Genomic DNA, 24,192 nt, shown 5'->3' on the forward strand with positions numbered 1-24,192 from the left:
GCATCTGATGAAGAAGAAGAAAAAAGTAGATAAAGAATTTATACTATCGTCGTGGGCAATTAATAACAAAACCACGATGTATGTCCTAATTACCCTAATCTTAATATTAGGTACTGGTGCATATTTTAGTATGCCACGAGAGAACTTTCCTGAAATCAAGGAAACAAAAATTTATATCAGTTCGGTATACCCAGGAAATACAGCTGAAGATGTTGAGAAACTGATTACTGATCCTATTGAAGATAAACTAAAGACGGTTAGTAACGTTGTTGAAATTATCTCTACATCTCAAGAAGATTACTCTATTGTTATTGTAGAGTTTGATGAAAATATTTCAGTTGAAGCAGCAAAACAAAAGGTTAAGGACGAAATAGATTCTGAAACAGCAAGTGAAGATTGGCCAACATTTAATGGTGCTAAAGTTGAGCCGAATGTGTTTGACTTGAGTATGTCTGAGGAAATACCAATTTTAAACATAAACATCTCTGGTGATTATCCAGTTGATAAGCTTAAAGAATATGGTGAATATTTAGAAGATGAAATTGAAGGGCTTTTAGAAATTAAACAAGTAGATATTAGAGGCGCTCAAGAAAAAGAAGTTGAGGTTGCCGTAGATATCTATAAAATGATGGCTGCTCAAGTGAGTTTTAATGACATCATTAATACCATTAATAACGAAAATATGACGATGTCGGCTGGAAATTTCATTTCGAGCGGACAACGACGAACCATTAGAGTTCTTGGAGAAATTAAAGATCCAAAAGAACTAGAAAACTTTGTGGTTAAAAGTGAAAAAAACAATCCTATTTATTTAAAAGATATTGCTGATGTAACCTTCAAAGATGAAGATAGAACTACATATGCTAGAGAGTATGGAGCACCTGTTGTAATGCTTGATGTAAAAAAGCGAGCAGGAGAAAATATGGTTGCAGCTGCTGAAAAAATTCAAATTATCGTTGATGATGCGATAGCTAATAAATTCCCTCCAGACTTAACCATAACCATAGCCAATGATCAATCTGCTAAAACAATTGGTCAAGTAGATGATTTAGTTAATAATATCATCTTCGGAATTATTTTAGTCGTAACCGTTTTGATGTTTTTCTTAGGCTTTAAAAATGCTTTGTTTGTTGGATTTGCGATTCCGATGTCTATGTTTATGTCATTAATGATTCTGAACCTTATGGGTTATACCATGAACACGATGATTCTTTTCGGGTTAATTATGGGTCTTGGGATGTTAGTAGATAACGGTATTGTTGTAGTTGAAAACGTATATCGTTTAATGGAAAAAGAAGGATTGAGCCGAATTGAAGCTGCCAAAAAAGGTATTGGAGAAATAGCATTTCCAATTATTATTTCGACTTTAACAACTGTTGCTGCCTTTGTTCCTCTTGGCTTATGGCCTGGAGTAATGGGACAATTTATGCAATACTTTCCGATAACATTATCAGTTGTTTTAGGATCATCTTTATTTGTTGCTATTTTCTTTAATTCGGTATTGGTGTCAAGATATATGACTATTGAAGATAATAAAATGCCATTGAAAGAAATTGTAAAAATAACGAGTATTATTGCCATTATTGGTGGTTTAATTATGGTTTTTGGAGGTGAATACAGAGGCTTAGGAAGTTTGATGATTGTGACTTCTATCTTGCTTTGGGCTTATCGCTTATTTCTTAGAAAGTGGGCAAATAATTTTCAAACTAAAACCTTACCTAAATGGGAGAATTTTTATGAAAGAACATTAAGGGCTTCATTATCAGGAAAACGTCCAATAATTATTACCATAGCAACAGTAATCTTGTTATTTATTGCTTTTGGAGGTTTTGGAGCATCTATAGGAAGTCAACGTACCAAAGTTGAATTTTTTCCTGACAATACACCTAATCAAATTATAGCTTACATAGAGTATCCAGAAGGAACAGATATTCAGAAAACGAATGCAATTACTAAAGATATTGAACAACGTCTATATAAAATCATTAATGATGATTCTTATAAAAATGGAGACTATAATTTCTTAATGGAAAGTGCAGTGTCTCAAGTAGGTGAAGGTGCTGGTAATCCTCAAACCGATGGAGGTTCAGCAGCTGAAATGCCACATCGAGCAAAGATTACGGCAACAATGCGTGAGTATAAATATCGTGAAGGAGCAGATAGTAATGCCCTTTTGAAAAAAGTTCAAGATGATTTAGATGGTGTGTATCCAGGTGTCGCTATTTCTGTAGAAAAAGATGCTGTTGGTCCACCCGCTGGATATCCAATTAATATTGAACTAGAAGGGAAGAATTATGAAGAATTAATTGCTACTGCAGAGTTGATGCGTGATTTTATAAACACCAAAAATGTAAGAGGGATTGAAGAATTAAAAATTGATGTTAACCGCTCAAAACCATCAATGCAAGTTAATGTTGATCGAAAAAAAGCTGGAGAATTAGGTATTTCTTCTGGGCAAGTAGGACAGCAATTACGTAACTCCATTTTTGGAGCTAAAGCAGGTGTTTATAAAGAAGATGGCGACGACTATGACATTTATGTTCGCTTTAATGAGGCTAATCGTTATAATAAAAGTGCCATTTTTAATCAGAAGATCACCTTTAGAGATATGGCTTCTGGTCAAATTAAAGAAATTCCAGTTTCAGCAGTTGCTAGTCAAAGTAACTCTTCAGGATTTAGTGCTATAAAACACAAAGATGTAGAGCGTGTAGTAACTGTATATTCTGCATTAGCAGCTGGATTTACAGATGCAGGAGCTATTGTATCTGAAATTCAGAATGAGATGAAATCCTTTGAAGGTAAACCAGAGGGTGTGAAAATTGATTTCACTGGTCAGATTGAAGAACAAAACAAGCAAATGGCCTTTTTGATGTCTGCTTTTTTTATCGGTCTTGGTTTAATATTCTTCTTATTGATATTCCAATTTAATTCAATTTCAAAACCAGGAATCATAATGCTTGCAATTTTCTTAAGCCTTATTGGAGTTTTCGGAGGTTTAATTATTACTGGTAGTGCATTTGTAATTATGATGACCATGATGGGTATTATTTCACTTGCAGGAATCGTAGTAAATAATGGAGTTGTGCTATTAGATTACACACAATTATTAGTCGATAGAAAGAAAATAACTCGAAACCTTGAAGAAGATCAGTATTTAGAAAAAGATGATTTACTAGAGGCTATTGTAAAAGGAGGAAAGGCGCGTTTGCGTCCTGTATTACTTACTGCCATTACTACTATTTTGGGATTAATACCATTAGCAACAGGATTAAATATTAACTTCTTTACTTTATTTAGTGAATTTGATCCAAATATTTATGTAGGTGGAGATAACGTGATCTTTTGGGGACCATTAGCATGGACCGTAATTTACGGATTGTTCGTTGCGACCTTCTTAACTTTAATAGTGGTACCAATATTGTTTTTCTTAGTAACTAGATTTAAAATGTGGACTAAAGGCGCTAAATCTACTACTGAAGCAGCACCAAAAGAAGCATTTAATATGGATAAAAGAATTGAAACTCAATTCTAAAGAGACACATTTGATAGTTTTTCAATGTGGAAGGACCTTTTATTGGAATGAAAAAGGTTTGATTAATAGCAGAAAAAGTCATAACGTAATGTTATGGCTTTTTCATTTTTATAGTCCGTTAACTTCATTAAATTTGCAGTTCAATTTTTTACTATGTACAGAAGTCATAATTGTGGTGAATTAAGAGCATCACATATCAATACAGAAATTACCCTTGCAGGTTGGGTTCAAAAATCACGTGATAAAGGATTTATCGTTTGGGTAGATTTACGTGATCGCTACGGCATGACACAATTAGTGTTTGATGAAGAGCGTACTTCAAAAGAAATGATGAAGCAAGCTCAAGATTTAGGACGTGAGTTTGTAATTCAAGTGAAAGGGAAAGTCATCGAGCGTGCATCCAAGAATCCAAATATGCCAACAGGTGATATCGAGATTTTGGTTTCTGAATTAACCATTTTAAATGAAGCGAAGTTACCGCCATTTACAATTGAAGATGAAACTGATGGTGGAGAAGAGCTGCGGATGAAATATCGTTATTTAGATATTCGTCGTAATCCTGTAAAAGACAGTTTGATTTTCAGACATAAAGTGACTCAAGAGGTTAGAAATTACTTGTCAAAAGAAGGATTCATTGAAGTTGAAACCCCTTACTTAATAAAATCGACTCCTGAAGGTGCTCGTGATTTTGTTGTGCCTTCTCGTATGAATGAAGGACAATTTTATGCTTTACCACAATCGCCTCAAACCTTTAAACAATTGCTTATGGTTGGTGGAATGGATAAGTATTTTCAAATTGTAAAATGTTTTAGAGACGAAGATTTACGTGCGGATAGACAGCCAGAATTCACACAGATAGATTGTGAAATGGCATTTATTGATCAAGAAGATATTTTAAACGCTTTTGAAGGGTTAACACGTTACTTACTTAAAGAAATTAATGGGGTTGAGGTAGAAAAATTCCCAAGAATGCTCTATGATGATGCGATGCGTATCTATGGAAATGACAAACCAGACATTCGTTTTGGAATGGAATTCGGAGAGTTAAATGAAGTCGCTCAGCATAAAGAATTTAATGTTTTTAATTCTGCTGAATTAGTCGTTGGAATTGCTGTTCCAGGTGGAAATAGTTATACTAGAAAAGAAATTGATAAACTAATCGATTGGGTAAGACGTCCGCAAGTTGGCGCTTTAGGAATGGTATACTCCAGATGTAATGATGATGGAAGTTATAAATCTTCAGTAGATAAATTCTATGATCAGGATGATTTAGCAAAATGGGCAGAAGTAACAGGAGCAAAACCTGGTGATTTAGTCTGTGTATTATCAGGAGATACTAATAAAGTAAGAGCACAATTAAGTGCTTTACGGATGGAAATTGCAGAACGTTTAGGGCTAAGAAACCCTAAAACATTCGCACCTCTTTGGGTTATGGATTTCCCTCTTTTAGAATGGGATGAAGACTCAGAACGTTTCCATGCGATGCACCATCCATTTACATCTCCAAAACCCGGACAGTTAGAATTATTGAAAACAAATCCAGGCGATGTAAAAGCGAATGCATATGATTTAGTTCTTAACGGAAATGAAATAGGTGGAGGTTCTATTCGTATTCATGATAAAGAAACTCAAGCCTTAATGTTTGATTATTTAGGATTTACTCCTGAAGAAGCTAAAGCACAATTTGGATTCCTTATGGATGCTTTCGAATATGGAGCGCCTCCACATGGTGGACTAGCATTTGGATTGGATAGATTGGTAGCTATACTTGGCGGACAAGAAACAATTCGAGATTTTATTGCTTTTCCAAAAAACAATAATGGTCGTGACGTCATGATTGATGCGCCTGCTCCAATTGATGATGACCAACTAAAAGAGTTAAGTTTAAAGCTTAACCTAAAATCATAAATTAAAAATCCTGCTTCATGCAGGATTTTTTAGTAGATTTAATCAATGCGAATACAGTCCATCATAAGACGTATACTAGTACTGAGGTATAAATACATATCACAGAAAAACTTTGTGTTTTTATTAGCCATGCTTATTGGTTTGTTATCTGGTTTGGTTTCTGTAACTATTAAAAATATCACGTATGGTATTGAATGGATTTTAGATCAATTAGCCATTGTGTCTAAAAATGGTATTTATTTTATTCTACCTATAGTCGGACTTTGGTTAGTCTATTTATTTGTAAAATATGTGTCAAAACAAAAAATTGAACATGCAATACCTAGCATACTATTTTCACTTTCAAAAAAGAATGGATTACTTAAGCGTAGTAAAATCTATTTGCCACTAATCACTGCGCCATTAACTGCAGGTTTTGGAGGTTCAGTTGGATTACTTGGTCCAGCAATTGCTTCCGCATCAGCTGTAAGTTCTAATATTAGTCAATTGTTCCATGTAGATAGAAAAACAAGAACTTTGTTAATTGGTTGTGCCGCTGCTGGAGCTATTGCATCCATTTTTCAATCGCCTATTGCTGCTATCATTTTTGCTATAGAAGTCTTTAGTCTAGATCTAACTTTTGCTTCCTTACTCCCATTATTAATTGCCTCAGTATCTTCAGTTTTAACATCCTATTTTTTCGTTGGAAACAGCGTGCTTTTTACCTATAGTGTTTCCACACCATTTGCATTAAGAGATACTTTGTTTTTCATTATTTTAGGTATTGGTACTGGAATTGCCTCTATTTATTTCTCCAAAATATATTTTGCTGTTTATAAATTTTTCGAACGTTTTAAATCTAACGGACAAAAACTCGTTGTAGGAGGTTTGGCAATTGGCGTAATGCTATATTTTATTCCACCACTTTATGGTGAAGGTTTTGGGTTTATAAATGATCTTCTCGAGGGAAATCATTTACACGCATTAGGAGAAACACCATTTGATAATTATTTAGATAATATTTGGGTAGTCATTGCATTGCTTATAGGAATTACAATTTTTAAAGCCGTTGCTATGTCGACGACTTTTGCAGCAGGTGGAGCAGGTGGAATTATCATACCAACTATGGTAATGGGAAGCGCCTTAGGTAATGTTGTTGCTAAAATCATAAATAATATCGGACTAGGATTTCAGGTATCTGAATCGAGTTTTACGCTAATTGGTATGGCTGGTTTGATTGCAGGTGTGCTTCATGCACCGCTAACCGCAATTTTCTTAATAGCAGAAATCACAGGAGGTTATCAACTTTTTGTTCCGTTAATGATTACAGTTTCAATGTCTTTCATTATTACTAAAAGCGCAATAGATCATACAATTTACACAAAGGAATTGGCTGAAAAAGGCGAGTTACTTACCCATAATAAAGATCAATCGGTTTTAACTTTAATGCGCTTAGATAATGTTATAGAACAAGACTTTACAGTGCTTTATCCTGAAATGTCTTTAGGTGACATGTTGCATCAAGGAGTAGCTAAGTCGAGTCGAAATTTATTTCCTGTTGTTGATGAACAGCGACAAATGGTTGGGATTATTTTATTAGATAATATTAGAGACGTTATGTTTGATCAAACGCTTTATGAATCTACAACTGTTGAAACCTTTATGCATAATCCACCAGAACATATTTATTATGAAACCGACTCCATGAAAATTGTGATGAAAAAGTTTCAAGATACAGGAGCTTGGAATCTTCCAGTAATCAAAGATGGAATTTACTATGGTTTTGTTTCTAAATCTAAGTTGTTAACGGCTTACCGACGTGAATTGATTAATTTTACATCTTAGACTCATAAGGAGTATTTGACAAAACTGATATTTTCAATGAAATATATTATTCTTATCGCGTTTTTAGCATCCTTAGGAAGCATTATTTGTGGCTTTTTATTAGATGTAGAATATTCTCAAAAACTTATCGGTTTTGGTGTATTAGGACTTTTCCTAATTGTTTTTCCTCTATTTTCTTACTATCGATGGAAAGATAAGGATGTTAAGGATTATATGTTGACTAAAGAGAATCTAGATAAGATGCGAGAAAATCAGAAAAAGTAAACGTACTGACTGTCAGTAATTTAAAAAATTACAATTTATTAACAAGGGAATTAATTTAGGACGTACATTTGCAACTTTATTAACATATATTTTTATTACAATGACTGGAACAGTTAAATTTTTCAATGATTCTAAAGGATTTGGATTCATTACCAACGACGAAACAGGAAAAGACATTTTCGCACACGTATCAAACCTTAATGGTGTTGAGTTACGTGAAGGCGATAGTGTAGAGTACAACGAAGAAGAAGGAAGAAAGGGAGTGGTTGCCGCTAACGTGCAAGTTCTCTAAGAGATATACTTTATTACAGTTTCAACGTCTAACGAAAGTTAGGCGTTTTTTTTGTTCCTAATTTAAATTCCTTTTTTCAACAAAGAAACGTTTCATTAATTCTGAGGCTTCTTCAGCAAGAACACCGCTTACAACTTCAGTTTTAGGATGAAGTTTTGTGCCTAGTGTTTTAAATCCACGTTTGTCATCGCTGGCACCATAAACAATTTTTGAAATCTGACTCCAATACAAAGCGCCTGCACACATTTGGCAAGGTTCTAATGTAACGTAGAGAGTACAATTGGTTAAATACTTTCCGCCCAAAAAGTTTGCAGCAGCAGTTATTGCTTGCATTTCGGCATGAGCAGTTACGTCATTTAATAATTCGGTAAGATTATGTGATCTAGCAATAATTCTATCTTTAATAACCACTACAGCACCAACAGGAATTTCGCCTTTTTCAAAAGCATCTTGAGCCTCTTGCAAGGCTTTTTTCATAAAGTAAGTATCGTCAAAAGGGTTTTCCATTTATGAAGAGAATTCGTAATCAAAAATACAATTTCAAATGGTACATTTGTAATGGAATGAAAAAATTATTAGACCATATCAATTTCCCTTCAGATTTAAAACAATTAAATCAAGATGAGTTGCCACAACTTGCTAAAGAGTTGCGTGAGTTTATTATCAATATTGTCGCTACTAAAGAAGGACATTTAGGAGCAAGCCTTGGCGTTGTAGAATTGACGCTAGCGCTACACTATGTGTTTAATACGCCTGATGATCTTTTGGTTTGGGATGTTGGGCATCAAGCATATGGTCATAAAATACTAACAGGAAGAAAGAATGTATTTCATACTAACAGACAGTTTGGAGGTATTAGCGGATTTCCAAAACGTGATGAAAGTGATTATGATACGTTTGGCGTTGGACATTCATCGACCTCAATTTCTGCTGCATTAGGAATGGCTATTGCATCAAAACTTAAAGGGGAAAACAAACAACATATTGCAATTATTGGTGATGCATCTATTGCTAGTGGAATGGCCTTTGAAGGGTTAAACCATGCAGGTGTTACTGATGCTAATTTATTGGTGATTTTAAATGATAATGCAATTGGAATTGATCCGAGCGTTGGCGCATTAAAACAATACTTGACAAACGTAAAAAAAGGAAAAGAGAAACAAGATAATATCTTTGAAGCTCTAAATTTTGATTATTCTGGACCAATTGATGGCCATGACTTACCAACTTTGATTTCAGAATTGGAACGCTTAAAAACGGTTAAAGGTCCTAAGTTTTTACATGTTATCACAACTAAAGGAAAAGGATTAAGACAAGCTGAAGCAGACCAAGTTAAATATCATGCACCAGGAAAGTTTGATGCAACAACTGGAGATGTTCACGTTAAATCTACTACGAAACAACCACCTAAATTTCAAGATGTTTTTGGACATACAATTGTTGAATTGGCAAAGGCAAACAAAAAAATTGTAGGTATTACACCAGCAATGCCAACAGGTAGTTCTTTAAAGTTTATGATGGAGCAATTACCAGATCGTGCTTTTGATGTTGGTATCGCTGAGCAACATGCAGTCACTTTAGCTGCAGGAATGGCTACACAAGGATTAATTCCGTTTTGTAATATCTATTCTACCTTTTTACAGCGTGCTTACGATCAAGTAATTCATGATGTGGCTATTCAGAAGCTTCCAGTAATTTTTTGTTTAGATCGTGCTGGCTTGGTTGGTGAGGATGGTGCAACACATCATGGTGTTTTTGATTTAGCGTATCTCAGATGTATACCAAATCTAATTCTATTTGCTCCAAGGAATGAAATAGAGTTACGGAATATTATGTATACTGCTCAATTGGGATTAAAAAAGCCTATTGTTATTAGGTATCCAAGAGGTAGAGGTCATATTTTAGATTGGAAACAACCTTTCTCAAAAATTGAAATAGGAAAAGGAGAACAACTAAAAGAAGGTAATGGTTTAGCCGTTTTGAGTATTGGAACTGTTTCAGATATAATTACTCAAGCACTTAAAAAGGTTAGTAATAGTGACGCTATTGCTCATTACGATATGAGGTTTGTGAAACCTTTAGACGAGCATTTATTACACAATGTTTTTGAAAAATTCACAAGTATTGTCACCATAGAAGATGGAACAATTTCCGGAGGTTTTGGAAGTGCTATTCTTGAGTTTGCATCTGCACACAACTACAAAAACACTATACAGGTATTAGGGATTCCTGATGAATTTGTTGAACATGGCAGTAAAGAACAATTACAAACACATTTGAAAATTGATGAATCAAGTATTTGTAACGTTTTAAATTCTACTCTTCGTTTTCTAAATCTGTAGTTGCTAATTCTGACTGGTCACTAGAGTTATATAATTCAACAGAATTTTGAAACTCTGGATTCCTGTTTTTCGTGACATCATTTAGCATAACTAAAAAGGCTAAGGTCACAAAAAAGATAACAACAATAAACTCGACATTTTTTCTCATGATAGTAGGTTTATATGATTTGGGCTTATCAATATATGCAATAATAAAGGTAAAATGCAAATTTAATCGACGAAATGCATTAAATAAAAAAAGGAGAACTATGACAGTTCCCCTTTTTTAGCATTAAGATTATGCTTTATTTGATAATAATCTTTTTTGTTTCAGTAACATTTCCAACGCTAATATTCACAAAGTAAATTCCTGAATTAAGATTTAAATTAATCTCATTTCTTGAATTAGAAATATTGATTTTAGAAGTATATACTTTTTGTCCGCTAATGTTATAAATATTCATGTCAGCATCTCCAAGATTATTTTTTGAAGCCACCGTAATTTGTCCATTAGATATTGTTGGGAATATTGAAATCAAGTTAGATTCTAACTGACTTTCAAGTACACTCAAAGGAGCAGCAGTAAATTGACTTGTAAATAATCCTCTACCATAAGTTGTTGCCAAAATAGTGTTATCAGAAGATCTTAAGTCAAGGTCTAATACAGTAACATCGCTCATGCCATTGTAGGCCTGAATCCAATTAGGATTAGCTACAGTGAAATTACCTGTTGCCCAAACCCCTAATTCTGTTCCTATAATTAACTCATTAGGAAGTAGAGGGTTTCTTAAAATACATTTAACTGGTAAATCTGGTAAGTTACCTTCAAGACTTCTCCATGAAGTACCTCCATCATCAGTATACCAAATACTTTGTACACCATAGTTATGCATAGTTACAAAAATTTCATCTTCGTCATCTCCATATTCTATATCAGAAACACTACCAATAAATGGCCCACTTATTTCACTCCATCCAGGAGAAGTATCTGCATTAACAACTTTAACAAGATTTCCGTTTTTTAATCCTACTAACAATGTTGCTGTATTTGTAGGAAGTACTCCACCAGTAGCATGAGGATTTAACTTAAATGCTGATGGCTCTGCAGTAAGAAGAGCGTTAGTCAATAATGAAGTATTTAGTATCGCTTCAATATTAACATTAACATATCTTCCAATTCTACGATTTCCTCCAGAAGTAGCATTTGTATATAATACGTTTCTGTTGTCGTCAAGTTCTGCTTGATTTATAAAATCTCCGTTTTGATTATTGACAATAGTATAAGCGTTTGAATTTACATTTGGATAGTCTGAATAAATATGATTTTGACCAAAATATGAAGTAATTAAATATGTACCATCTTTACTAATCTCAGTATAAGCACCATCACCACCTCTAGGGTCAACAAATGAATTGGCACCTGCACCTGCATCAAATACCATTTGACTACCATTATCTTGAGCTCCTGCAACTAAGTCATCTCCATCTGGCACATCAACTTGGTTAATGTCACCATAGTAAAACTGAACTGTATTAAAATCTCTATTTCTTTCTACGATAGCATTGGTATTTCCTGGGTTAGGATTTGCCGCTAAAATATCTGGAGAATAGAACACACCTCCATCATTTCCGAAAACAGCTTCAGTATCATTCGTTCCAGGTCTAAACACAATAGCATGTTGATCTGCATGAACGAAAGGAACTTGTAATGATCCTAAATTAAAACCATTTGTCCATTTAGAGATTTGATCCCATGAAATTCCGAAATCATCAGATCTATGTAAATTGATACCACCAACATATAATCTGTTGTTTCCATCGGCTTCAATTGGTAAATCATAAAAAGATTGTCCTCTAGTATAATCGTTTGCTGGAGTATCAGTACCTACGTCATCTGGTTCTGAAGATAAAGAGCTTACACTTGTAAAACCATTGTTAGTGAAAAACAAATCTGCCGTACCTCTATTTGCAGCTACCCAGAAAAGGTTAGCATTCGTACTAGAAGGTTCTAATTCTGTTCTACCAGCACCAGAAATGGTTGCTTCTAGAGTAAAGTTTACACCATCAGTAGATTTGTAAATATCTCCACCTGGATCTCCAAAAGGATTTCTTGTTGTAGTCATCCAAACATTGTTATTGATATCTAATTCTAAATCACAAGGATTCTTGAAATTACCATTAGTATGGGTTATATCAAAGCGATTCCAGTTGTCACCACCATCATCAGATTTATATAATCCCATTTCTTCTGTACCATGGAAATTATTTGGGCTATTTGCAGAACCATATCCTGCACTAGCAATACCTGCATAAATTTCAGTAACTCCACCATTGTCTCTTGCTACAATGTCATTCACATAGAAAATACCATTAACAACTCCATTCCCTACATTAAAACTATCATAACCTCCAAGGACATTAGTCCAATTGATACCAGCATCAGTAGATCTCCAAATACCTCTTCCTACAGCATCTCCAGTTGTAAAAGATTCACCTGAACCTATATAAAATGTATTGGTGTTATTAGGATCATAAATTATTGCAGTTACCGAAATGTTAGCTTGAATGTTTAGCTGAGTCCATGATGAATTTTGATTTGTGATATCATCATTCACCCATAAACCACCAGAAACTCCACCTGCGAACACACGTGTATAATCATCAGCTGGATTTGCATTACCTACATCATTAGGATCAAACATAATACCTCTTGTACGACCACCTTGATTGTTTGGTCCTCTATCAATCCATGGGTTGTTGGCATCGCCTCCAACACCTCTATTTAGAGCTGACCTTTGTGCTTTTAATTCTGCTTGAACTTCCATAACACGTTCAGGCATTGGTTTTCCTGTTGAAGGATCCATAGATAATTCCCACATTTGCTCATTAAAAGCATTTGGAGGCAAGCCTAAAGCTTTTCTTTCTGCTCTAGGAAGCATTTTTGTCTCTTTAAAGGGACTGTTTTCTAAAAACTCTTCGTGTTGCTGTTGCAATTTTGCAATAGCATTCTCCTCTTCATTCTTATTGTTAAGTAAGAATATTGCAATAGAAGACACTATCAAAACTGAAGCAAAAATTAGTAATTTGTTTTTCATCTTTTTCAATTTTTTTTTTAATTATAAATGGTTTCCTTTTAATTTATTAAATGTTAATATGGCATTTCTATCAGATAATTTTGAAATGTAAAAACACACTGACAATAAGTTTTGGTACAACGTATCTTGTTTTATGTCTATGTTTTTCGGGAAAACTTTCAAAATTAGGTTATCAAAATTGGATGGTTTCCCTACAAAATTATTTGAAACAGCAGTTGTAAAGATATTCAAAAGCTCATTAATAACCTTAAATCCTGCGATTTCCTTATCAATAACATCTTTAGATTGATAAATGTTTTCAATGCTGAGTTTAATGATATCCTTTATTTGAGCTTCATACTTACTTTGGTCTAACAAAGCTTTAGAGTATGTTCCATTAAGAATGTCGTCTTCATTATTCATAAACAATTCAACAGCTTCATTAATTAAAGTGTTTATTGCTAAAGCCCTTAAGTAACTCACTCTATCTTGAGTAGTAGATAATAAGTTGTATTTATTTGTGTTTATAGTGTCCCTTACAAGATTGATTAAATATTCGAGAGCATATTCTTCTTGTATGAGACCAAGATTTATTCCATCTTCAAAATCAATAATAGTATAACAAATGTCATCTGCCGCTTCAACTAAAAAAGCTAAAGGATGCCTACAAAAACTGATATCATCTTCTGCTCCTCTTTTGACTAAACCGAGTTCATTAGCCACATCTGTAAATGCTTCTGTTTCACTCTGGAAGAATCCATATTTTTTATCTGCTATATGTGATGTTGGTTTTTTAGGAAGTGATTCCTTAGGATATTTCATAAAAGCACCAAGCGTTGTATAACTAAGTCTTAAACCACCTTCGCGTCCTTGTCTGCTTTCTGTTAAAATTTTAAAACCATTAGCATTCCCTTCAAAATCACAAAGGTCTTGGTATTGCTTAGCGGTTAATTCATTTTTAAAACGCATGCCTTCACCTGACTTAAAAAATTCACCAATTGATTTCTCTCCACTGTGACCAAAAGGTGGATTCCCAATATCGTGAGCTAAAGATGCAGCAGCCACAATAGTACCGAAATCGTTGGCTCGATAGCCTAAAGTGTCTTTTAAATGCGGATGTTTTTCTAAAAGTTTTTGCCCTACTTTTCTTCCAAGGGATCTTCCTACAACACTAACTTCTAAACTATGTGTTAATCTCGTGTGTACAAAATCTGTTTCTGATAAAGGGATAACCTGGGTTTTGTCTTGAAGACTTCTAAACTCTGAAGAAAAGATAATTCTGTCATAATCAACCTCAAAACCTAAGCGTGTTTCATCTTGTTCTTTTCGTAGTCTTTTATGCGTATCACCAAAACGTTTAAGAGATAAAAGTTGTTCCCAATTCATAGTAAATTTTTTAGGCATGTGCAAGATAACACATCAATGTTAAATTATCGTTTCCTAAGTACAAAAAAAATGAAGCGTTCGTAACATTGAGGTAACTTTTTTATGACTTAGGTTTAACCTCATATTAACCTTGACTTTACACTATGACAGTTTCTTTGCATCAACAAATTAAAACGACTAATGAGAATATTTGTATTACTTACGATACTGTTTTATACGACCCTAGGGTTTGCTCAAAATACTGGAACAATTGCTGGGAAATTAATTGATAAAGAATATAATGATGAGCCCTTAGCTTTTGGTAATGTATTAATTAAAGGAACAACAACTGGTACAACATCTGATTTTGATGGATTATTCGGTGTGGATAATTTATCTCCTGGGACTTATGTTCTTGTATTTAGTTTTGTGGGTTATGAAACTCAAGAAATTTCAGTTGAAGTAACTACGGGAAGTATAACTGAAGTTAATGTTTTTATGTCAGCAAGTGCGGCGACTTTAGATGAGGTTGTCATTACAACGACTAAGCGTAAAGTAAGTGAATCAGCTCTGTTGCTTGATCAAAAGAAAGCTGTTGCAATAAAACAAAGTATTGGTGCTGAAGAATTATCAAGAAAAGGTGTTAGTAACGCAGCAGGAGCTGTTGCTAAAATATCTGGTGTATCTAAACAAGAAGGCTCTAGTAATGTATATGTTCGAGGTTTAGGTGATCGTTACCAAAATACAACCTTCAATGGATTGTCTTTACCTTCAAATGACATCAATAAAAAGAATATTGATTTAGATTTGTTTACATCTGATATTATTGAAAATGTTTCAATCAGTAAAGCATATTCAATAAGTTTTTATGGTGATTTCTCTGCTGGTAATGTAGATATTTCTTCTAAAGATTATAAAGGCAAAGGCTTTTTCGATTTTGAAATTGGATCTTCTATAAATACCAATGCTGCAGGAGAAAATTTTGTTAAGAGTGAAGGTACTAGTTACTTTGGATACTACAATAGATATGACAATAATCCTTTTGCTGTAGTGTTGTCTCATGGCATTGATCCTGTTGAAGGTTATACTCCAATAGCAGTTAATTTTGGTGGTTCGTTTGGGAAATCTTTTGATTTCGAAAATGGAAGTCGATTAAGTATTTATGGTACAGGATCTTTTAATAATGGATTCGAGTATAGAAGGGGTGTTACAACAGACTACACCAACGTAGAAAAGAAATCATTTGAGGATTCTGAAGAGTATGAATATTCAACCCAAACAACAGGTATGCTTGGATTAAATTTCAAAATAGATAGTGAACATTCATTCCGCTTTAATTCTTTATTCATTAACAGTTCATCAGACAAGGTTGGGTATTTTGGTATCGATGGCTTAGGAAGAAACAGAGATGCCATAGCAGATACAGACAAGGGATTTTACCAAATGAATGTTCAATTTAATCAAAACCTTATCTATGTAAATCAAATAATGGGTAAGCATAATTTTGAAAAATTAAATTTGGATTGGGCAATAGGATATAATGTTGTTAACGCTCATGAACCAGATAGAAAACGTATCACTTTAGAAAATTATGATACGGTGTTTGATAATGATCCTTCAACTAATCCAATATTTTATAGTAACGTAGATTTTGATAACCAACGTTATTTTCAGAATATCGAGGATAATGAACTTAATAGTACTTTGAATTTAGCCTATTCAGTTTCTGAAAAATTAAAGTTTAACCTTGGTTATAACGGCAAAAGTAAAGAGCGTAGCTTCGATAATAATCGATATGGTTATGATATTCTTAGTTCTCAAACGCAAGCAGGAAATCCTAATAGTTTAAATAGCTTTTTTACTTTAGATAATCTACAAGTAAATCCCAGTGGAAATGGATTATATACAATAAAAGTATTTAGACCAATACCTATTTCTCCTGATGGGAATCAAACTCTAGGTACAACAAACAGACCTGGATTAAATGAAAACACATACAATGGAAGTTTAGATGTTTATGCAGGGTATTTTAATGCAGAAATAAAAGCAGGTGATAAATGGTTATTTGTTCCTGGTATTCGTGTAGAATCTTTTATACAAAACATAGATTATGATGTTATTAACCAAGGTAATGAAGGTATTGGAAGCAGATCTTTTTCTGATGTTGTTTACTTGCCAAGTTTAAATATTAAATACAGCTTAACTGAAGATCAAAACTTGCGTTTTTCTGCAAGTCAAACAATTTCCCTTCCAGAATTTAAAGAAGTAGCACCATTTGTATATGAAGGTGTTTCACAACGTATAGGTGGTAATCCAGACGTTTTAGGCTATTCAGAAATTTTAAACTTAGACTTGAAATATGAGTGGTTTATGAGTAAATCTGAAATTCTATCTGCTGCAGTATTCTACAAACAAATTAATGACCCAATTAACCAAGTTGTAGCATTTGATGCTACTGGAACACAGCGTTTTTTTAGAACTGGAAATCAGGCTCAGGTTATAGGGTTTGAAGCAGAGGTTAGAAAAAACATCATTTTGAACACGGGTGAAGATGATGATACTGCTAAACTTTCGGTAGGTTTAAATGCAACATATATTCATACTGAACAGGATTTGTATGAATCTATTGATGGTTCATTATTCGATGTTAGTTTTAGAGATGATAGCGAGGAATTACAAGGTGCCTCTCCATTCATTATAAATGCAGATATTAATTATTCTCCAACTTTTGGAAATTATAAACCTTCTGCCAATTTAATGTTTTCTTATTTCTCAGACAGAATAGATGCTTTAGGTTCAGGACAATTAGGTAATGTAATTGAAACAGGATTACCAAATTTAGACTTCGTTCTTCAGAATAAAATTTCAAAAAAATTTGAAATCAATCTAGCAGCTAGAAACCTTTTAAATCCAACAGTACAATATTTCAGACAAGGAACTTCAGTAGGCGATGTATTAGTAACCTCTCCAAATGGTAAAGATGTTACTAATTATGAAAGAGGTATCGATTTGTCAATACAACTTAAATACAAATTTTAAACATAAACTATAAACGTAAATCAGAACTTTAATTAAACACACAAAAAACAATGAAAAGAAATTTAATATTAGGATTCGCAATTATCGCAATGCTTGTTACCGCATGTACTTCAGATGATACTGCAGATATTATCATTAATGATAATACTGTTACAAATAATAACAATGGAGGTAACAATGGATCACAATCAATTTTCTTATCTGGTACTTACACTACAGATTTAGATTTAGATGCAAACAACAGCTATGTTGTAAATGGACCATTAATTATGGCTTCGGGTACAACATTAACTATTCCTGCAGGCATGACTATTGAAGCCTTAGCTGATGGAGCAAATGTATATATTGCAATTTCTCAAGGCGCTAGAATAGTTGCTAATGGAACAGCAGGTAATCCAATTATCTTGACTTCTGATGCGGCTTCTCCTGCTGCCGGAGATTGGGGAGGATTAATATTGTTGGGAAGAGCTCCTATAAATTCAGTGTCTGGAACAGCTACATCTACATCTGAAATTGCTAGTTTACCTTATGGAGGTTCTGATGCTTCTGATGATTCAGGTGTTTTAAGGTATGTTAGAGTAGATTATTCTGGTGGTGCTGCAGATGGACAATCTGAAAACAATGGATTCTCATTTTATGGTGTTGGAAACGGAACTTTAGTTGAATATATTCAAGCTTACGAAGGGAAAGATGATGGTATTGAATTCTTTGGTGGAACTGTAAATGCTAGTTTTGTTTCAGTTGTTAATGCTCAAGATGATTCTATTGACTGGACTGAAGGATTTAGTGGAACAATCACTAATGCATATGTAAAGCATGGTTCAGAACACGATAAAGGTGTTGAAGCTGATGGATATAACACGGATATTGGAAACAATTCAAATCCAATATTTTTCTCAAAACCAACTGTAACTAATCTTGCTATCTATGGAAATGGATCAGGAACTGGCAATGAAGCTGTGCGTTTAAGAGCAGGAACTCAAGGTGTTTTTACAAATGTTTATATCGAAGGATTTGAGGAAGCATTTGATTTAGATGGAGACGCTGGTGCAATGAGTTCAAATCCTACAGGAACAGGAGTTCTTAATGGAGATTTAACTGTTACAGATGTCACTTTTGTTGATGTCACTTTAAATTTAAAAAATGATACAGGTGTGACGTTTACTGAAGCAGATTTTATATCTGGCTTAGGTAATGGTATTCCTACAGATTATGTAACTTGGGGAGCTGGTTGGACAATCCAGTAAATAATGATTCTCGAGTATAAAAAAAGCATCCAATTTGGATGCTTTTTTTGTAAAAAATTAATTCCTAATTACCAATTGCAACAGGTGTTTTGTTGTTCCAATCAGTAACGCTAGTTATAGCGTTGTTTATATAATCTACTTCTTTTAAAGTGGTATTATTCCAATAAAACCACTTGCCGACTTTTTTCCCATTATCATAATTCGCCGAAACACTCTTTTTACCATCAGTATCATAACTTAACCATTCACCTTGTAATTTACCATCTAAAGTATATGAGCCTGTTTGGCTTATAACTCCATTGTCGTGATAATAAGTTACTTCAATTAAATTGGTGTCATTGTTGAGTTTTAATTTTCTCTCTTGTTGAGCAAGAGAAACCACACTGATTAATAAACCGAATAAAAGCAAAATTTTTTTGTTCATAATTATGGGTTTAAAATTTACTTAATACTTCAATATAAAGATTACTTAACATTCAGGCAACAATTAATTAACATTAATTTTACATTAAAACCATAAGTTGTTGTATGGTAGTATTTTATATATTTTTATTTATCAGAAAAGCTTAATAATTAGTTAATACTTAGATTACAATGTAATTAAACTGCTGGTTTACATTTGTTCTGTCTCATGAGACAAATTAGTTTCGTATAATCTATTAGTTTTTGTCGACTAATTATCATGTATTCTAATGACTGCCTTTGGCCAAGGCAGTTTTTTTATGCGAAAATTTAACAATAAGGAAACATTCGTAATTTAAATAAGTAGGTTATTTGCATTGACAAAAACTAATACTTATAATGAAATTACGACTAAGCATACTGGCTCTTATTGCCATTATAACTTTCAATTCAGCTCAAGCCCAAGAAATAAGCGATACTTCATTTGGTAAAGGAATGATAAACTTCGTAGCTAAAGACAGTTCTTTCAGTGTAAAATTCGCACCTCGTTTTCAAGTACGATCAGTTTCTTTTTGGAAGCATGACGGAAATCAATATGGTAGTCCTGAGCACAATTTTATTTTACGTCGTGCACGATTAAAATTCAGTGGTTTTGCTTACAGCCCAAAGCTTAAGTACAAAATAGAGCTTGGGTTATCTAGTAGAGACATCTCAGGAGCAAATGATTATAACAGAAATACACCACGTTATATTTTGGATGCAGTCATCATGTGGGATTTTGCAGAAAACTGGGAGCTTTGGGCAGGGCAGACTAAATTACCAGGTAATGTTGAGCGAGTGGTGTCTTCCGCAAATCTTCAATTAATTGATCGTTCTCAATTAAATAGTCGATTTAATATTGATCGTGATTTAGGAATTCAAATACGTCACAAGACGAACTTAGGTGATAATTTTTTAATGCGAGAAAAAGTATCGATTTCTCAAGGTGAAGGGCGAAATGTTTCAGAAGGAAATGAAGGTGGACTTCAGTATACAGCTCGTTTAGAATTCTTGCCTTTAGGAACATTTAAATCTAAAGGAGATTACTCCCAATCTGATTTAAAACGTGAAGAAAAACCGAAATTGATGTTAGGTTTTACATATAACTATAACGAAGATGCAGTTAGAGAAAGAGGTGTTTCAGGTGATTATATGATAAGAACAGATGGTTCCCTTTACGAAACAGACCAAACTACAATTTTTGCGGATGCCATGTTTAAATACAATGGATTTTCATTTATGGGAGAGTATGCTCAGCGTACTGCAAATGATGAAATTGCAACAGAAATAGATGGAACTACACCTACAGGAGATGTTGTTTTAACCGGTAATGCAATTAATTTACAGGCTGGTTATTTATTTAAAAGTAACTATGAAATAGCTGCTCGTTTTACCACAGTAGAATATGAGAACGTAACAGGAGAATTACCAACGGAACAGTACACACTTGGTGTCAATAAATTTATTGTTGGTCATAAATTAAAAGTGCAGTCAGATATAAGTTATACTACTCTTGATGGTAATGAGAATAATATTACTTTTAGACTTGGTTTCGATATTCACTTTTAAACAATAAAGAAATAACAATTAGGTAACGTAACAATTAAATAGACTAATGATATTTGCTAACTTATTTTAATTAAAAACTATGGATAATATTTATTTATATATGATTATTGCTCTTGCCCTTTTAGCAGTTGCTGATTTGGTAGTAGGTGTTAGTAATGATGCAGTAAACTTTCTGAACTCTGCAATTGGATCTAAAGCAATTTCATTTAGAACAATTATGATTGTTGCCAGTGTTGGTGTTGCCGTTGGAGCTGTGTTTTCTAGTGGAATGATGGAAGTTGCTCGTAAAGGTATTTTTAATCCAAGTGAATTCATGTTTAATGAAATCATGATCATCTTTATGGCAGTAATGATTACTGATATTTTATTGCTGGATTTTTTCAATACCATTGGTATGCCAACGTCAACAACAGTCTCAATTGTTTTCGAATTATTAGGAGCTGCTGTTGCTATGGCTTTAATAAAAATTGGTCATGATGGAGGAGATTTTAGTGATGTTATTAATTATATAAATACATCTAAAGCCTCACAAATTATATTCGGGATACTGCTTTCGGTCGTCGTCGCCTTTTCAATAGGCGCGCTTGTTCAGTGGGTTTCAAGATTGCTTTTGTCTTATAATTTTGAAAAGAAAGCAGCTTGGGTTGGTGCTTTATTTGGAGGAGTAGCGCTAACAGCGATCACTTACTTTATATTTATGAAAGGTTTAAAAGGGACATCATATGCCAAACAATCCTTTGATATTTTAAATGGTGGGACAATGAAGGACTTTCTAGAAGCTCAGGTTTTACCAATAGTACTAGTGAGTTCAGTGTTTTGGTCATTATTATCATATGCAATCATAGCCTTTTTAAAGACTAATATTTATAAGCTTATTATAATAATTGGAACCTTTGCCTTAGCATTGGCCTTTGCTGGTAATGATTTAGTGAATTTTATTGGTGTTCCTGTTGCCGCTTTTAATGCATTTACAGAATGGACAGCTTCTGGAGTGTCTGCTACTAGTTTTCCAATGGATGTATTAGCTGAAAAAGTTCCAACTAACAATTGGTTATTATTTGGTGCAGGAATGATCATGGTCCTTACCTTATGGTTTTCTACTAAAGCAAAAGGTGTTGTAAAGACTTCCTTAGATTTATCAAGTCAAAGTGAAACTAAAGAGCGTTTTCAGCCTAATTTCTTATCTCGTGGATTTGTAAGATCAGCGATGGGAATGTCTCAAATGTCATCTTATATTTTACCAGAATCATGGCAAGCAAAAATTGAAAAACAATTTGAAGCGCCAGTCATTAAATTATCAAGAGATAAAGTACACGAATTACCTTCTTTCGATTTAGTAAGAGCTGCAGTGAATTTAATGGTTGCCGCTGTTCTAATCTCAATTGCAACATCATATAAATTACCACTTTCAACCACTTATGTTACATTTATGGTAGCTATGGGTACATCGCTTGCTGATAGAGCTTGGGGAGCAGAAAGTGCTGTATATAGAGTTGCTGGAGTTCTAAATGTTATTGGTGGTTGGTTCTTTACTGCTTTTAGCGCATTTGCAGCTGCTGCATTAGTGGCATACTTATTAAATTTAAACTTGCCTATAATGTTCCCATTGTTATTGGTGGTAGCATTTGCATTACTAATAAGAAATTATATTTCTCATAATAAAAAATCTAAAGAAGTTAAAGCTGAAGATAGTTTGGTTAGAGCAGAAAGTAGCTCTGTTCAAGGTGTTATTCATGAGAGTGCAAATAATATTGCTAATGTAGTGAAACGTACTAATCGAATTTACTCAAACTCAATTGTTGGTCTTGCAAGACAAGATTTAGCGTTACTTAAAAAGAGTAAGAAACAAGTTTTAAAACTTGCCGATGAAGTAGATGATTTACGTGATAATGTGTTTTATTTTATTAAAAATTTAGACGAATCTAGTGTAGGCGCAAGTGATTTCTATATTAATATTTTAGGATACCTTCAGGATATGACACAGTCATTAGAATATATTTCTAAAATAAGTTACAAGCATGTAAATAACAATCATAAGAAACTAAAATTCAGTCAAATAAAGGAATTGAAAGAAATTGATGATAAGCTAGAAAATTTATTTGAAGACACTAGAGTTGCTTTTAATTCTGAATCTTTCGAACAGATTGGTGCTATTTTAGATGAACGAACTGAAGTCTACAAACTCGTAAAAGAGAAAATAAAGAAACAAGTTGCTCGTACAAGAACAGAAGAATCTAGTCCTAAAAACACCACTTTATATTTTAGTGTGTTGTTAGAAACTAAAGATTTAATTAAAGCAGCAATGAATTTATTAGAAGAGTATCATAATTCTTTTGACAGTTCTGTTGAACCTGCAACCATTACAGTTGTAGACGAAATCATTGAAAGCTCAGAGCCCTCAAAGCCTGAAGAACCTTCTGAACCTTCGGAACAAGAATAATACATATTTTATAAATTAATTTAAGCCATCATTATTTAAATGATGGCTTTTTTTATTAAGATTATTGGGTTAATTTTTTGTGTTTCAAATCAAGTATTCTTCATTTAAAACCAAATAGTTTAAATTAGTGATTCTAAAAAAATAACAGGCATGAAATTACTCACACTCTTGGTCGTTTTGGTTTTCAATTTTCAATTGATAACTGCCCAAAGCATTAGCAGCTCATTACTTTTAAAAAAATCAATAGCTTATCATGATCCAAATAATCAATGGAGCACGTTTGCAGGTGAGTTTGATATCGTGATGGAAATGCCTGACAATCCCAAAAGAATAAGTCATATAACTATCAAACTTCCTGAAGAATATTTTAAAGTTAAAGCGTCTCGCGATACTCTGGTTACTGAATATACTGTTGATAAAGGAAAGTGTACGATTTCATTAAACGGAAAAACAGATTTAAGTAAAGCTGAATTGTTTTCAAATAATTTAAGTTGTGAACGCGCCAATATGTATAAAGATTATTACACTTATTTGTATGGCTTGCCTATGAAACTTAAAGATAAAGGCACAAATATTTCTGAAACAGTAAAGCGTAAAATATTTAAAGGAAAAGAATACTTGGTGTTAAAAGCGACCTATGATGAAGCTGTAGGTAGTGATGTTTGGTATTTTTATTTTGACCCTGAAACCTTTGCCATGGAAATCTATCAGTTTTTTAAAACTGATGAGAATGGGAAACTAAAGCCAGAAAGTGGAGAGTATATTATGTTGTCTGATACTGAAACCATCAATCAAATAAAAATACCAAAAGAAAGAGCGTGGTATTATAACAAAGATGATGCTTATTTGGCGACAGATACTTTAGAAAAGTAATAT

Annotated in this window: 16 protein-coding genes; 11 read left to right on the top strand and 5 right to left on the bottom strand. The window is 33.4% G+C overall.

Going from position 1 to position 24,192, the window contains the following annotated elements; translation table 11 throughout:
- Positions 1-7: 7 nt before the first annotated feature.
- The 5 genes from RH81_RS02725 (at position 8) to RH81_RS02745 (ending at position 7,820) form a co-directional block, all read left to right on the top strand.
- On the top strand, positions 8-3,532 hold the full coding sequence (locus tag RH81_RS02725; RefSeq protein WP_033957353.1) for an efflux RND transporter permease subunit: 3,525 nt from the start codon (positions 8-10) through the stop codon (positions 3,530-3,532).
- A 153-nt stretch (positions 3,533-3,685) separates the two neighbouring features.
- Entirely contained in the window at positions 3,686-5,440 is a 1,755-nt protein-coding gene (gene aspS, locus RH81_RS02730) for an aspartate--tRNA ligase (RefSeq protein WP_033957354.1), read from the top strand.
- 45 nt (positions 5,441-5,485) lie between these two features.
- Positions 5,486-7,264 carry a chloride channel protein gene (locus tag RH81_RS02735; RefSeq protein ID WP_033957355.1) on the top strand — a complete coding sequence of 593 codons (1,779 nt, stop codon included), beginning with the start codon at positions 5,486-5,488 and terminating at the stop codon, positions 7,262-7,264.
- Between the two features lie 36 nt (positions 7,265-7,300).
- A complete protein-coding gene (locus RH81_RS02740) occupies positions 7,301-7,528 on the top strand; it encodes a hypothetical protein (protein ID WP_033957358.1) in 228 nt (75 codons plus the stop codon).
- 100 nt (positions 7,529-7,628) lie between these two features.
- On the top strand, positions 7,629-7,820 hold the full coding sequence (locus tag RH81_RS02745) for a cold-shock protein (RefSeq protein ID WP_033957361.1): 192 nt from the start codon (positions 7,629-7,631) through the stop codon (positions 7,818-7,820).
- Between the two features lie 57 nt (positions 7,821-7,877).
- Here the strand turns inward: RH81_RS02745 and RH81_RS02750 are convergent, their stop codons facing one another.
- Positions 7,878-8,327, bottom strand: a complete 450-nt coding sequence (locus RH81_RS02750; RefSeq protein ID WP_033957364.1) for a nucleoside deaminase — start codon at positions 8,325-8,327, stop codon at positions 7,878-7,880.
- Between the two features lie 56 nt (positions 8,328-8,383).
- Here RH81_RS02750 and dxs point away from each other — a divergent pair, with 56 nt between their 5' ends.
- On the top strand, positions 8,384-10,162 hold the full coding sequence (dxs, locus tag RH81_RS02755) for a 1-deoxy-D-xylulose-5-phosphate synthase (protein ID WP_033957730.1): 1,779 nt from the start codon (positions 8,384-8,386) through the stop codon (positions 10,160-10,162).
- Here dxs and RH81_RS16985 read toward each other — a convergent pair.
- The 3 genes from RH81_RS16985 to RH81_RS02765 all read right to left on the bottom strand — a co-directional run bounded on the left by RH81_RS16985 (position 10,137) and on the right by RH81_RS02765 (position 14,601).
- Positions 10,137-10,310, bottom strand: coding sequence for a hypothetical protein (locus tag RH81_RS16985; protein WP_161791968.1), 174 nt, complete (start codon positions 10,308-10,310; stop codon positions 10,137-10,139). The two genes, dxs and RH81_RS16985, sit on opposite strands and share 26 nt — an antisense overlap.
- A 136-nt stretch (positions 10,311-10,446) precedes the next feature.
- A complete protein-coding gene (locus RH81_RS02760) occupies positions 10,447-13,236 on the bottom strand; it encodes a T9SS type A sorting domain-containing protein (protein ID WP_033957367.1) in 2,790 nt (929 codons plus the stop codon).
- A 21-nt stretch (positions 13,237-13,257) separates the two neighbouring features.
- The gene (locus tag RH81_RS02765) at positions 13,258-14,601 is read right to left on the bottom strand and encodes a deoxyguanosinetriphosphate triphosphohydrolase (protein ID WP_033957733.1); all 1,344 of its coding nucleotides are present in this window, start codon (positions 14,599-14,601) and stop codon (positions 13,258-13,260) included.
- Between the two features lie 180 nt (positions 14,602-14,781).
- Between RH81_RS02765 and RH81_RS02770 the strand changes: the two genes are divergently transcribed.
- Together RH81_RS02770 and RH81_RS02775 are read left to right on the top strand one after the other, a co-directional pair.
- Positions 14,782-17,619, top strand: a complete 2,838-nt coding sequence (locus RH81_RS02770) for a TonB-dependent receptor (RefSeq protein ID WP_033957370.1) — start codon at positions 14,782-14,784, stop codon at positions 17,617-17,619.
- A gap of 50 nt (positions 17,620-17,669) precedes the next feature.
- On the top strand, positions 17,670-18,866 hold the full coding sequence (locus tag RH81_RS02775; RefSeq protein ID WP_033957373.1) for a hypothetical protein: 1,197 nt from the start codon (positions 17,670-17,672) through the stop codon (positions 18,864-18,866).
- 64 nt (positions 18,867-18,930) lie between these two features.
- Here RH81_RS02775 and RH81_RS02780 read toward each other — a convergent pair whose 3' ends face one another.
- Entirely contained in the window at positions 18,931-19,290 is a 360-nt protein-coding gene (locus RH81_RS02780) for a toxin-antitoxin system YwqK family antitoxin (protein WP_033957375.1), read from the bottom strand.
- Positions 19,291-19,667: 377 nt separating this feature from the next.
- Between RH81_RS02780 and RH81_RS02785 the strand changes: the two genes are divergently transcribed.
- The 3 genes from RH81_RS02785 (at position 19,668) to RH81_RS02795 (ending at position 24,189) form a co-directional block, all read left to right on the top strand.
- The gene (locus tag RH81_RS02785) at positions 19,668-20,876 is read left to right on the top strand and encodes a porin (protein WP_033957377.1); all 1,209 of its coding nucleotides are present in this window, start codon (positions 19,668-19,670) and stop codon (positions 20,874-20,876) included.
- 79 nt (positions 20,877-20,955) lie between these two features.
- A complete protein-coding gene (locus RH81_RS02790) occupies positions 20,956-23,316 on the top strand; it encodes an inorganic phosphate transporter (RefSeq protein ID WP_081988179.1) in 2,361 nt (786 codons plus the stop codon).
- Between the two features lie 150 nt (positions 23,317-23,466).
- Complete coding sequence (locus tag RH81_RS02795) at positions 23,467-24,189, top strand: DUF6503 family protein (protein ID WP_033957378.1); 723 nt, start codon at positions 23,467-23,469, stop codon at positions 24,187-24,189.
- Positions 24,190-24,192: the final 3 nt, after the last annotated feature.

Origin of the sequence: Psychroserpens jangbogonensis, assembly GCF_000797465.1 — a bacterium.
In the GTDB taxonomy this organism is placed as follows: domain Bacteria; phylum Bacteroidota; class Bacteroidia; order Flavobacteriales; family Flavobacteriaceae; genus Psychroserpens; species Psychroserpens jangbogonensis.

Bases quoted from the DNA above. Each gene is read 5' to 3' on its own strand.
- RH81_RS02735 (WP_033957355.1), top strand. From the start codon at position 5,486: ATGCGAATACAGTCCATCATAAGACGTATACTAGTACTGAGGTATAAA.
- dxs (WP_033957730.1), top strand. From the start codon at position 8,384: ATGAAAAAATTATTAGACCATATCAATTTCCCTTCAGATTTAAAACAA.
- RH81_RS02780 (WP_033957375.1), bottom strand. From the start codon at position 19,290: ATGAACAAAAAAATTTTGCTTTTATTCGGTTTATTAATCAGTGTGGTT.
- RH81_RS02770 (WP_033957370.1), top strand. From the start codon at position 14,782: ATGAGAATATTTGTATTACTTACGATACTGTTTTATACGACCCTAGGG.
- aspS (WP_033957354.1), top strand. From the start codon at position 3,686: ATGTACAGAAGTCATAATTGTGGTGAATTAAGAGCATCACATATCAAT.
- RH81_RS02775 (WP_033957373.1), top strand. From the start codon at position 17,670: ATGAAAAGAAATTTAATATTAGGATTCGCAATTATCGCAATGCTTGTT.
- RH81_RS02765 (WP_033957733.1), bottom strand. From the start codon at position 14,601: ATGAATTGGGAACAACTTTTATCTCTTAAACGTTTTGGTGATACGCAT.
- RH81_RS02745 (WP_033957361.1), top strand. From the start codon at position 7,629: ATGACTGGAACAGTTAAATTTTTCAATGATTCTAAAGGATTTGGATTC.
- RH81_RS02795 (WP_033957378.1), top strand. From the start codon at position 23,467: ATGAAATTACTCACACTCTTGGTCGTTTTGGTTTTCAATTTTCAATTG.
- RH81_RS02790 (WP_081988179.1), top strand. From the start codon at position 20,956: ATGGATAATATTTATTTATATATGATTATTGCTCTTGCCCTTTTAGCA.
- RH81_RS02725 (WP_033957353.1), top strand. From the start codon at position 8: ATGAAGAAGAAGAAAAAAGTAGATAAAGAATTTATACTATCGTCGTGG.
- RH81_RS02750 (WP_033957364.1), bottom strand. From the start codon at position 8,327: ATGGAAAACCCTTTTGACGATACTTACTTTATGAAAAAAGCCTTGCAA.
- RH81_RS02760 (WP_033957367.1), bottom strand. From the start codon at position 13,236: ATGAAAAACAAATTACTAATTTTTGCTTCAGTTTTGATAGTGTCTTCT.
- RH81_RS16985 (WP_161791968.1), bottom strand. From the start codon at position 10,310: ATGAGAAAAAATGTCGAGTTTATTGTTGTTATCTTTTTTGTGACCTTA.
- RH81_RS02785 (WP_033957377.1), top strand. From the start codon at position 19,668: ATGAAATTACGACTAAGCATACTGGCTCTTATTGCCATTATAACTTTC.
- RH81_RS02740 (WP_033957358.1), top strand. From the start codon at position 7,301: ATGAAATATATTATTCTTATCGCGTTTTTAGCATCCTTAGGAAGCATT.